This is a genomic window from Vibrio spartinae (genome assembly GCF_024347135.1).
In the GTDB taxonomy this organism is placed as follows: Bacteria; Pseudomonadota; Gammaproteobacteria; order Enterobacterales; family Vibrionaceae; genus Vibrio; species Vibrio spartinae.
In genome coordinates this window covers 2,163,008-2,175,479 of sequence record NZ_AP024907.1, presented here as the reverse complement: position 1 = coordinate 2,175,479, position 12,472 = coordinate 2,163,008, and the positions used below count along the sequence as shown (strand labels likewise).

General features: G+C 45.3%; 8 protein-coding genes. 7 read left to right on the top strand and 1 reads right to left on the bottom strand.

The window, feature by feature from the left end:
* Positions 1 to 262 precede the first annotated feature (262 nt).
* Complete coding sequence (locus OCU60_RS09580; RefSeq protein ID WP_074372657.1) at positions 263 to 538, top strand: putative quinol monooxygenase; 276 nt, start codon at positions 263 to 265, stop codon at positions 536 to 538.
* Between the two features lie 27 nt (positions 539 to 565).
* On the opposite strand, the gene OCU60_RS09575 is transcribed toward OCU60_RS09580, so the two are convergent.
* Positions 566 to 1,858: a hypothetical protein gene (locus OCU60_RS09575; RefSeq protein WP_074372656.1), complete on the bottom strand. Its 1,293-nt coding sequence runs from the start codon at positions 1,856 to 1,858 to the stop codon at positions 566 to 568.
* A 531-nt stretch (positions 1,859 to 2,389) separates the two neighbouring features.
* Between OCU60_RS09575 and OCU60_RS09570 the strand changes: the two genes are divergently transcribed.
* The 6 genes from OCU60_RS09570 to OCU60_RS09545 all read left to right on the top strand — a co-directional run bounded on the left by OCU60_RS09570 (position 2,390) and on the right by OCU60_RS09545 (position 12,428).
* Positions 2,390 to 3,634: a PqiA/YebS family transporter subunit gene (locus OCU60_RS09570; RefSeq protein ID WP_074372655.1), complete on the top strand. Its 1,245-nt coding sequence runs from the start codon at positions 2,390 to 2,392 to the stop codon at positions 3,632 to 3,634.
* Positions 3,631 to 5,292 (top strand): intermembrane transport protein PqiB, encoded by a 1,662-nt coding sequence (gene pqiB / locus OCU60_RS09565; protein WP_139302102.1) that lies wholly within the window; start codon positions 3,631 to 3,633, stop codon positions 5,290 to 5,292. Before OCU60_RS09570 ends, pqiB begins: the two co-directional genes overlap by 4 nt.
* Entirely contained in the window at positions 5,289 to 5,888 is a 600-nt protein-coding gene (locus OCU60_RS09560; protein WP_083602622.1) for a PqiC family protein, read from the top strand. Before pqiB ends, OCU60_RS09560 begins: the two co-directional genes overlap by 4 nt.
* Before the next feature lie 570 nt (positions 5,889 to 6,458).
* Complete coding sequence (locus OCU60_RS09555; protein WP_074372652.1) at positions 6,459 to 8,348, top strand: methyl-accepting chemotaxis protein; 1,890 nt, start codon at positions 6,459 to 6,461, stop codon at positions 8,346 to 8,348.
* Positions 8,349 to 8,464: 116 nt separating this feature from the next.
* The gene (gene codA / locus OCU60_RS09550) at positions 8,465 to 9,712 is read left to right on the top strand and encodes a cytosine deaminase (protein ID WP_074372651.1); all 1,248 of its coding nucleotides are present in this window, start codon (positions 8,465 to 8,467) and stop codon (positions 9,710 to 9,712) included.
* A gap of 157 nt (positions 9,713 to 9,869) precedes the next feature.
* Positions 9,870 to 12,428 carry a bifunctional diguanylate cyclase/phosphodiesterase gene (locus OCU60_RS09545; protein ID WP_074372650.1) on the top strand — a complete coding sequence of 853 codons (2,559 nt, stop codon included), beginning with the start codon at positions 9,870 to 9,872 and terminating at the stop codon, positions 12,426 to 12,428.
* The last annotated feature ends 44 nt before the right edge of the window (positions 12,429 to 12,472 follow it).

Genomic DNA, 12,472 nt, shown 5'->3' with positions numbered 1-12,472 from the left:
TAATTTACCAACCAAGCGTTTCAGGCAGATTCGCCACTTCATGCGGCTATTATGTTGTATGTTGCGACTTGAATGAATCGTATCGAAATGAATCGAGATGATTGTACTTAGAGAATTGTACTTAGGGAATTGTACTTAGGGAAATGCGACAAGAAGAGTACTCGGCTTATTGTCAGTATTTTATCGACGATTATGGCCCGTTTACTTGGGTGAACTAGTGTTTGCTTTTATTTGTTGAGCGTTGGGCATAGTGAGGAAATGAATGTCAAAAGTAACATTGAAAGGTTTTATTTTAGTGCCTGAGTCAGAGCTTGAATCGGTTAAAAATGAGTTGGTCAATCATCAACGTCTTACTCTCGAAGAGCCGGGGTGTATTTCGTTTAGCGTGACTGAAAATTTGGAAAATCCGCTTCGTTTTGACGTTTACGAGGAATTTACGGATCAGGGGGCTTTTGAGCATCATCAGCAAAGAGTCAAGGCATCCTATTGGGGTAAAGTGACAGTGAACGTTGAGCGCCACTATGAAATCTTGACATAAACGCATCCAAACGGTTTTCGCTGATCCTCAGTGCGAAAACTGATAGAACCACAGCGATGCAAAGCACAATAGCAGCATGGTAATCGCGTAACGCCAGTTCATTTTCAGCAGGCTAATGGCACTGATGTCATAGCGGGATTGAATACTGAGCTGAACACCAGAGAACGGGGAAAGTAAGATACCGAGTGACCATCCCATCAATAAAGTCATGCCTAACAGATTCGGATCATGAACGGATGGCGCAAGCAGGCTTCCGGCGAGTACCACGCTTGTGACCGGGTGCATTCCCGTCATTGCCAGCGCAACCAGAATCGTCACGGTAATACTGGCTTCCATTGGTCCGAAATGCGCCGGGGCAAGGTGGATATGCAAAGATGCCAGAGTGGCAGCGGTTCCCGCTGCTAACAACGCTGCGGCTGCAAATAAAACCACTTCACCCGCTGAGCCGACAATGCCTGACTCTATGTGTTGCTTGAAACGAAATAGCCCTTTGAGGCCATCATGGGTGAGTAACCAAATAAAAATAAACAGGATAGCGGTCAGGGTAACCAATGTCAGCACGCTAACTTGCGGTTGCCATTCATGCATTCCGATGACGATGAAAGCCAGTAAGCAAGGCATCCACAGTGAGTGACGGGCAATCGGATAACCGTGCAGATCGCCAACGCCCGGCTGTCTGAGAATTTCCCAGGCACTGAAAGCGATTGCGGCAATACTGATCGGAATACCATACAGCACCAGTGTGCTGAGTTGTGCACCGGGGGAGCTGATCAGCGCTAATCCCATCGCGGCAAAGAAAGGCGACCAAAATGCGCAAATACAGAATGCCCGGAGCAATAATATCCCCTGTAATGGTGTCATACGGCGCTGGCTGGCAAGCCGATCTCCGACAATAATCACCGAAGACATATTTAACACGGCACCGAAGAGGTGTGTTCCAAGCAAGGTCCGAAGTAGTGCCCCTTTGCCCTTGGGTAAGTTTTCCTGGCTGTGAATACTTGCGGTGGCAAATATTTTGAGAAAACCGACACCAATCAGCATATTAATGACTTTTTGATTGGCTTCTATCGCTTTGAAGACGTAGGTCATGTCAGCTTGATTCAATAACCCGAACAGCAACCCCGCCAAACCGAGCCCGAGTAAAATGAATATTTGCTTTTTCTGCGTGGCTTTCAGGATCGGAATTAACAAACAGGAGGCCAGCCAAATTGGGATGCCAGCCCAGTAGGCGGGAACCGAGTCACTAAAGGTGGATGTGACCGAAAGGGTTAAACTGAGCATTAACATCCAGCCACAGAGCGTTGCTATTTTTTCTTTCATTGTTGAATTACCGCAACCAACACATGCATCGTAGATGATCGTCCGTGTGAGAAGAGCTATATCACACTAGGCGCGTATACGAGTTGACTCTGATGCATGAAACAGAGATATAGGGACAATAGATGAACAGAGATAATAAGGAATTGATCTCATATAAATCCGTGGATATCGGCAATCATACGCATTGATAAATAACACAGCAACAGATTCTTCAGCGATGACTCACGTTTGTTTGCAATATTTTATTATGACCGCCTTACTTTTGAGAATAAAGAGGAATGAACCTTATACAAAGTGGCGGTATTGGATCTCGTCCTCTAGCGAGGGATGAGAGATGGTGGTCAGTGTATGGACGGCATTGCTGTCCACAACAGTGCATTCATCGTCCATAAAATGGAATAACGGTCAGCACAAAGTTTGTGATAACAATTACTTTTACAGATTTCCACATCGTGGGTAAACTCGATGATGAAAGCGAATGATTCACGAATATTGGCCGCTAGGAAACCAAATAGTGGCAGAGGGACAGGGATGAGTAGTGGGAAATGCCATGAACAAGCAACCGCTTGTGATCACTGTGACTGGGTGAATGTGATGCCATCGATGCAGGCCGGAGAACAACTGCATTGTGCCCGTTGTGGTCATTTGATCGTCACGTGTCATCCGAATGCACCACAGCAATTGCTGAGTAACGGATGTGCAGCGGTGTTGATGTTTATCATGTCACTTTGTTTTGTTTTTCTCGGGTTTTCTTCGCAAGGCAGTCATCAGCGGATCACCTTGTTAGATTGTATTTATGGCCTTATGGGAGAACATTACATCTCACTTGGTATTATTGTGGCCCTCACTTTGCTGGTGTTACCGGTCGTCTATCTGAGCGCGGTACTCTTGACCGCCCTGGCTTTGCGGCAAGGGCGACTGAAATCTATTCATTATGGGTTGACTCATACGATAAGCGCGCTGCAACCTTGGCTGATGGTCGATGTCTTCCTGCTCGGCGGATTAGTTGCTTTAGTCAAACTGCATAGCTTGGCTGAAATTGAGTTGGGATTGTCTTTCTGGGCTTTTTGTGCCTTCACTCTCTGCTTATTCAGAACGGTCTCTTTTGTCGATAAGCGCTGGATTTGGCATTGTTTATGTGGCCCGGCACCGACGGTCGCAGTCCGTTCCGGCTCCGCATTATCTCAGGGGCTCAAAGGGTGTCAGTATTGTGGTGCATTGGTGTCTGCGGACACGCATCAATGTTCTCGCTGTCATCATATTCTCCATCAGCGTAAACAGGGCAGCCTCAATAATACGTTAGCGTTATTATTCGCATCTTGTGCTTTGTATTTTCCTGCCAATTTTTTTCCGATTATGATTACGACCTTTTTGGGGAGCAGTGAGCCGTCAACCATCATGGGCGGCGTTATTTTATTGTGGGGAATGAAATCATATCTCGTGGCCGGTGTCATTTTTGTGGCCAGTATTTTGGTGCCGGTCACGAAAATTTTGATGTTGTTCTGGTTATGTTGGCAAATTCGTTTTGGTCATGGAGAGCATGAAAAACCGACCCAACGGATTTATCACATCGCAGAATTTATCGGCCGTTGGTCAATGGTTGATGTGTTTGTGGTCGCAATACTGTCAGCGTTGGTTCAGCTTGGGCCGATGATGAACATTATTCCTGGCGTTGCCGCTATTTCTTTTGCTGCTGTGGTTATTCTGACTATGCTGGCAGCAATGTCGTTCGATTCCCGCCTGATCTGGGATAAATCTGAGGAGATCACCATTTGAGTCGCTCATCATCTGTTACGGAATCCGCTCACCGGATGCATTTTAATTCGATCTGGTTCGTGCCTTTAATTGCCGCAATTGTCGCTGGCTGGATGTTGGTCGAAAACTGGTCCCGGCAAGGGCCGGAAATTACCATTGTCGCAGAAAATGCAGATGGGCTCGTCGCGGGAAAAACCAAAGTGAAAGCGCACAATGTGGATGTCGGAGAAGTCACCGACATTCAGCTCAGTGATGATTTTAATCATGCGATCATCCGTATCCGGATGGAGCAGGGTTCGGAGGCGATGTTAAACAGTAAAAGCAAGTTCTGGGTGGTGAAACCCAGAGTCGGTAAAGAAGGTATCAGCGGTCTGGGTACCATTCTTTCCGGTGCGTTTATTAACGTTCATCCGGGCAAAGGTGGTGAAAAACACGACCGCTTTATCATGTTGAAACAACCCCCGTTATCGACGGCGGATAATCAAGGGATTCGGCTAAAACTCTATTCAACGGATAACGCGAAAATGGAGGTGGGTTCTCCGGTTCATTTTCGTGGATTTGAAGTCGGCTACATTGAGAATGTTGGTTTCGATGTGAAACGAAAAGCGATTACATACCATGTCTTTGTGAATGCGCCTTATGATGCTTTAGTCCATAGCAATGTACAGTTCTGGATGACGCCGGGACTGGTGGTTGAAGGAACCGCAAAAGGGGTGGAAGTGCGGATGGACTCGCTACAGACCCTGTTCTCCGGTGGGATCTCATTTGGTACGACAAACGCGCAGGACTCCGGTTCACCCATTAAAGATTTAACCGAATTCCGTCTGTTTTCTTCTAAAGAAGCAGCAGCCAATAATCGCTATGACAAATACATTGATTACATCATGTTAGTTCAGGGCAGTATCAGTGGTCTGCTCCCGGGCGCACCACTGGAATATAACGGGATTCGTCTGGGAACGGTGGAAGAAGTACCGTTTCGTGGTGGCGGAATTGAGAGTGACAAGGATATTCGTATGCCGTCGATTCCGATTCTGGTTCGTTTGGAGCCACAAAGAATTGCGGCTCATTTGAGTGACAAAATCATCAAGCTGGATGAGTGGCGTGAGATGTTGGCGCAAGGGTTTGAGCAAGGTATGCGCGCCACGTTGAGTAGCAGTAATTTGCTGACCGGATCGAAAGTGGTGTCGGTTATGTTTGTTAAAGATCCCAAACCGATGACGGAAACAATGTATCAAGGATATCCGCTTTTCCCGACAGTCAGTAGTTCTCTGGCTTCAATGCAGGAAAAAATCACCCTGATTCTCGATCATCTGGCTGCGTTGCCGATGGAGAAAACCGTCGGGCAGTTGAATCAAACGCTGGTTGCGGCCGATGACACCTTCAAAGAGTTACATCAGGCGAGCAAGAGCCTGAAAAAACTGCTGTCACAACAGAAGACACAGGCGATTCCAGACCGATTGGTGGGCGTATTAGAAACCTTGAATGAAACGTTGAGTGATTATCAGGCACAAGGTCCTTTAGGGCAGAATATTCAGCAAAGCCTTGATGCCGTACAACGTAACCTTGAAACATTATATCCATTACTACAGGATTTACGTCGGCAACCGAATTCGATTATTTTCGGCAAGCAGAGTGAAGAGGATATCGAGCCGAAAGTCAAAGAAGGGAGTGCGAAATGAGATTGACAAGGCGAGTTGTACTGCTAACAGTCATGCTGGTATTACTCAGTGGATGTGCGAGTAGCACCGCATTAGAAACGACGCAATATCTGCTTCCAATGCCGGAACAGGTACCGATGCTGAAAACATCGGCCAAGATGAATATGAATCAGCCCATTCAAATCAAAGCAATCAAGATGCCGGGATATCTGGAAAAACCCAATATTATTATGGTTGATCCCGATGGACAGGTTTATCTGGCGTCACAACATTTATGGGCTGAATCCTTGAGTTCTCAGTTGGAAAAAATGACGTTGAGACGGCTGAAAGAACGATTACCGACGATTACATGGATTCCTTCTTATCAATATATCCGGCCTCACTTACTCTTGGATATTGAAGTTTATCGCTTTCATGCTGACAGGTATGGAAAAATTACAGCATCCGGACACTGGTCACTTTGGTCAGCGTCGAAACAGTTGCTCTATGAAGCGTCATTTGAAAGTGTGGAGATGATGCAACAGAGTGGTTATCCGGCAATGACCCGACAGCTTTCCCATCTTTGGCTGACACAAGTTGTTGATCCGATTGCCACAACATTAGCCACTCGCCAGTGAATTATCTCTGACACCGGATTCGAAGAATGGTCCGGTGTTTTCCTCTTTCTGTTTGGTGATGTCTTCGATGGCGTCATCAATATCTGTTCACTTCAATTGTTATCTTGTCTCCCAACCATTTTGTGACACACCACGCTCAATATTGCTTTCATTGATATTTTTACTCAAGAAAACGTGATCAATGTCGTTAGAAGAGCGGTGACGATTTTATCTCGCAAATGTACCAATAGGTAGGATGGAATCTTGCTATTACTTGTTATTAAGGAATGTGATGAACTGCTATATAATGAAATGTAATATATTGGATATGGAACGTTTCTTTAATGCTTGAGTTAGATACGCTTCACATATCTTTTTCCATATTTTTGTATTGTTCACCTATAGGTAGGAAAAAAGAGAAGTCAGTAAAGACGACATCAGTTTTGGTCGTAAAAAATCAGTTGGTCGTAAAAAATGGGGTAGAGCGTAAAAATTTATGGACAGAGGACAGCGATTCCTCCGTCATTTTATGATGAGTTATTGATAAAAATAACATACGAAAATGTTTCATAAACTTAGGGAGTACTTCCTATGCAATTGAGTTTGAAGAGGAAGATCGTTCTTTCTGTGGTTGCTGCCATTACCTTGACAGCAACCATCTTAGTGGTTGTGAGTTATCAATCATTTAAGCAAGACAGTTGGCGTGCCATTCAGAGTGAAAGTCGCAATACATTACAGGCTTATGCGAAAGGAATTGGTGAATGGTTTCATGACAAGCAACTGGCTATTGCAGGGTTAAAAGAAGAAATCGAACAGGACCCGTCTTTAGATGTCGTGCCCCATTTAAGACAAACGTTGAAATCTGGTGGATTCGGTTTGAGTTATTACGGTAATGAGAAAGGGGAGATGTACCGACAAGACCCTTCTCTGAACAAACCCGGCTATGATCCACGAGTCAGAGGGTGGTACAAACTGGCGAAGTCAAAGAATGAAGCCGTGACCACTGATCCGTATGTCAGTGTGACAATGAAAAAGTTAGTGGTGACCTTGGCAACTCCAGTTCGGCAGAATGGACAGTTGATTGGTGTTGCCGCATCGAATCTGGCGTTGGATCAGTTAATTCATGACGTCTTAAACATGAAAGTTTTAGGAAACGGTTACTCGATTCTGGTGAATAAGAAAGGGACAGTCGTTGCGCATCCGCAGAAAGACCTGATCCTGAAACCTATCAGCGAAGCGATCCCACAGTTGAATACTCAGTCTCTGTCTCAGGCATCTGATTCCGGGAAACCATTGTTCATCGATATTGACGGGAAAGATAAAGTGGTGATGGGCCAAAATATTGCCCACACGGACTGGATGCTGATCATGATTATGGATCAGGCAACGTTGGAAAAACCGATGAATTCGTTGTTGCTGAATCAAATCATCATCGCAGTTGTGATCCTCGTCGTGATCGCACTATTAACATCGTGGGTACTCTCCCGACAACTTAAAGCCATTGGTGATATTGGTGAAGCACTGGCTGAGATTGCCGAAGGAAATGGTGACTTAACCAAGCGTCTGGATGTGAACCGTCAGGATGAAGTCGGCATGTTGGCCGAGCGATTCAATAAATTTGTCGATCGCCTGCATGCCATGGTGAAAAAAGTTCACGATGTGTCGATTGCCCTGAACCAGAAAGCAGATAATGCTGCATCGGCTGCGACGAAACGTAGTCAGCAGTTGAAGACCCAGCAAGATGAAATCACCATGGTTGCAACTGCGGTGACTGAAATGGCTTCAGCGACGGCTGAGATTGCCGGTAATGCTGACAATACAGCGAAAAGTGCCAACCAGTCAGTTGAGTTGGGTGCGGAAGGTTATGAGCAGATGCAGAAGAGCATGAAGTCGATTAACCAGCTGGCTGAAGAGCTGACGCATGCCGCTGGGATTGTCGGGGAGCTTGAAGTTCATGCGAACGAAATATCAACCATTCTCTCGACGATTCGGGCGATTGCCGAGCAGACCAACCTATTAGCCTTGAATGCTGCCATTGAAGCAGCGAGAGCGGGTGAGCAGGGACGCGGTTTCGCAGTTGTTGCGGATGAAGTGCGTGTGCTTTCGCAAAGAACGCATGCATCCACAGAAGAGATTCAGTCGAAGATTGAAGGGTTGCAGAAAGTCACCAACAATGCGGTCAACGTGATGCAGGCCAGCCATCATTTGGTTGAAAATAGTGTCCAAGACTTCAATCATACGGGTGACAAACTGCAAATGATTAGTGAATCGATTACGATGATCAGTGATATGGCAACCCAGATTGCTTCAGCGGCAGAAGAACAGTCTTTGGTGACCGCGGATATTAATGGGAATACTGAATCTGTCCGGGAAGTCAGCGATCAAATGACTCATGAAGCACAACTGGCGGCTGAAGAAGCACAGGAAGTACATCGTCTGATGACTGAACTCGGCCGAGAGATTTCTCGCTTCAAACTCTGAAATGTGGTCAATCATTCAATGACGGTCACATAGTAGAAAAGCCCTGATCAGTCTGTGATCGGGGTTCTTTTTTATGACAAGGTTGTTATAAATACGATGACAAAGGGAAATTAGAGATGAAAATTATCAATGCGCGTTTAAGAGGCACGGAAGGGTTGTACTCGATTCAAATTGAAGCGGGGGTTTTTCACAAGATTCAGTTACAGGATCGATTGCTTGATGAAGCCGCGGATATTGATGCAATGGGGAAATTATGTTGTGCCCCGTTTGTTGAACCTCACATTCATTTGGATGCGGTGCTGACCGCTGGTGAGCCGCGCTGGAATATGAGTGGCACGCTCTTTGAGGGGATTGAGTGCTGGGCGGAAAGAAAGGCATTACTGGATATCGATGATGTCAAACGACGCGTGCTGACTGCGGCTGAGTTGTTGATTGCCAACGGGGTTCAGTATGTTCGCACCCATGTTGATGTGACCGATCCTGAATTGACAGCGCTGAAAGCGATCAATCAACTGAAACCGATACTTCAACCTTATCTTGATTTACAAATCGTTGCTTTTCCTCAGGAAGGTATTTTCTCCTACCCGAATGGCAAAGCATTGATGGAAAAGGCATTAGAGATTGGAATTGATGTCGTTGGTGGCATTCCACATTTTGAATTCACCCGGGAATACGGTGTTGAGTCGATGCACTGGGTGGTTGAATTTGCCCGCCAGCATGGGAAGTTGGTCGATGTGCATTGTGATGAAATTGACGATGAAAACTCTCGATTTCTTGAAGTGCTGGCAACGGTGGCACTAGAGCAGGGGATGGGGCCTCAGGTCACCGCCAGTCATACGACTGCTATGCACTCGTATAATAATGCCTACTGTTCGAAATTGTTTCGTTTACTGAAAAAGTCACAAATTAACTTCGTCTCCTGTCCGACGGAAAATATGCATTTACAGGGACGCTTTGACGAATTTCCGAAACGGCGAGGTATTACCCGGGTCAAGGAACTTCATCGGGCAGGGATCAATGTTGCGTTGGCGCAAGACTCGATACAAGACCCATGGTATACCTTAGGGAATGGCAAATTATTACGTGAATTAGATTTTGCGATTCATGCTTGCCATATGATGGGGTATGAAGATTTAGTCAATGCCTTAAGCTTTATTACTGACCATGGTGCCCAAGTGTTGAATATTACCGATCAATACGGGATTGCTGAAGGAAAACCGGGGCATTTGATTATTTTGGATGGCATTGATGATGTCTCTGTTTTGAGAAATCAGAGTGAAGTGCTTTGGTCTGTCAGAGCCGGGAAAATCCTTATTGAGCGTCAGCCATCAATATTGAGACACTTGGTTAAAATCAATTCTTGAGGGGCACATTGTTGATGATTTTATAATCTAAACAAGTTAATCTGCTATAAATAACTTATTAAATAATAAATTGATGATGCGTATTTTATTAAGACTCCCTCGATAGTTGGGAAGCGGTTAAAAAACAATGCTAAATATGATTTGAGAATTCGCGGCTATGAATCGTGCAAGTTCGCCTTTGGGAAATGAGCGACATTTATTGTGGATTATTCAACTGGCGCCAATATTTGTTGTTGGTTGTTTGGCATTAGTGCTGAACGGCTATTTATATGAAGCGGATCGGCAACGGCTGGCTGAAAGTAGCAGTACGTTGTACCATGAAATGATGCTCTCAGAGAAGTTGTTGACCCAGCAGCATGTCGCATTAATTCATAAGGAATTTGATCGGCAAAAGGCTTACTTGATGCAACATCTTCAGTATCAAGTTCGTCAACGGGTCTATGACGCGTATGAGCTCATTCGTCATCTTTATTCTCAGAATAATGCCCTTTCTCCGGAAGAGATTAAACTTGCGGTCACGCAGGCGCTTCAATCTCAAGGCGAACTCCCTCGTTCTAGCTATTTCTTTATTCAGTCCCGTCATCAATCGGGAATGTTGCGTACACAGTCTGACAATATTCAAGTGTTACCGGCCTCTTTTCATCCCGACACCTCCGTCTCGGAAGATTTTCTGAGGCAGATTGAACGTCAGGGCGAATCTTTTTTTCGCTGGGATGTTCAGTCCCGATTTCCCTCATCTTTGTCGAAGTCAAGCCAGAGAGAGAAAATGGGATTCGGTAAGTATTTCTCCCCATTAGGCTGGGTCGTTGGTGCGGTTGAGAATGTTGCGGATATGGAACACAACGTTCAACAGTCATTACTCAAGTGGATCAATCAATATCCTTATGAACATGTCCGCCACCAAAACGGCGGTGCGTATATGATATCGGTGATTGATCAATATGGTCGGGTTCTGGCGGATAATGAATCTGCCTACATCGGCAAACAACTGCAAGACATATTATTACCCGAAGGGCAAACCAATACTTGGCAGTCATTGGCATTATCACATCTTCCCAACCGGTTTGTACGAGGACAGATGAAGTTCAGTGACGGTTCGTTTGGCGCTGAGTCGATGCTTTATATCGAAAGTCTGGGTGATTGGGGATGGCATGTTGTCGCCGGATTTCCTATGACGCGTTTTGATGATTACTTCCAGCAGAAATTCGCGCAAATCAAACAGAAAAGTGACCAGGCCTTGTGGAATATCGTCATTTTCAGTGTACTGTTCTCGGGGATTGTTTTACTGCTGTCTTTTTATATTGGTCGGCTGATTGCTGGCCGTTTTCAGCGATATCAGGACAAAATTCGTCAGCATATTGAGCATGTAGAAGATTCGCGGGATGAGATGCATTTTATGGCCATGCATGATGTCTTGACTTCATTACCCAACCGGATGATGTTTTTGAAGGGCGTGAAAAAGGAAATATTCAGGCTGCGCGCTCAATTGCACATGAAGCATCTGGTCATTGTGTTTGTTGATCTGGATGAATTTAAGAAAATTAATGACACCTATGGCCATGCAGTGGGCGACCAGTTATTGATGACCGTGGCTGACCGTTTTCGTCACTTACTGGGTGAGTATGATTTGGTTTCAAGGTTCGGGGGAGATGAGTTTGTCTTTTGCTTTTCAGCGCTTTCCCACAAAGCTGATGCGGAACACCGGGTCTCACGGATACAACGGGTGTTCGATGAACCTTTTGAGTTGAATGGAACTCAATTACAAACGACGTGCAGTATCGGCGCCAGTTTATATCCCGATGACGGAATACTAGCCGAGGAATTATTGAATAAAGCCGATGTTGTGCTTTATCAGGCGAAGAAAAAACAGAGAGGGAGTGTTGTCTTCTACAATCAGGAGGTTCATGCGCATTTGCAACATTTTCTTGCGATTGAAGCGCAGTTACAACATGCCTTACGTAAACATGAAATGTTTATCTGCTACCAGCCGTTAGTGCATGTCAAAACGTGGAATGTGCTCGGTCTTGAGGCTTTGGTGCGGTGGGATAATGATATTCTTGGGCGGGTGAAACCGGAGGAATTTATCCATATTGCGGAAGATACCGGTCTGTTTTATACCTTGGGAAACTATATTTTTGAACGCGCTTGCCGGGAAGTCTTAACGTTGAGCCCGAATGGTCTTTATGCGTTAAGTCTGAATGTCAATGTATCCGCTAAACAGCTTCTGACACCGGGATTTGTGGATGATATTGTCGCGATTATTGCGCACGTGGGGATTGATATCAGTCGTATCCATATTGAAATTACAGAGACTGTTTTTATTCGCGAGTTTCAGCAGGCCAAAGAGGTTTTATTCTCTTTGAAACGGGCGGGGATCCGTATCTCGCTGGATGATTTCGGTAAAGGTTATTCCTCCCTCAGTTATCTCAGTCAGCTCCCGATTGATGAAGTCAAAATCGATAAAAGCTTTATTGATAAGATGTTGTGTAGTGAAGAGAGTTGCGCGCTGATTAAAACTATACTGGCGGTTGGACAGTCAGCTTCTTTTAGTGTGGTTGCTGAAGGCGTCGAAACCCACGCACAATTGCTGGCATTGACCAATCAGACAGCGACAGGGTGTCTGGTCCAAGGATATTATTTTGACAAACCCATGAGTGTTGAAATGATTCAGCAAAGAATGCGTTCTTCAAAACGTTGGGACTGTCACCCTCATTAAGATTGATGAGAACATACCTAGACAGTTGGATGTCCTTATAGCAA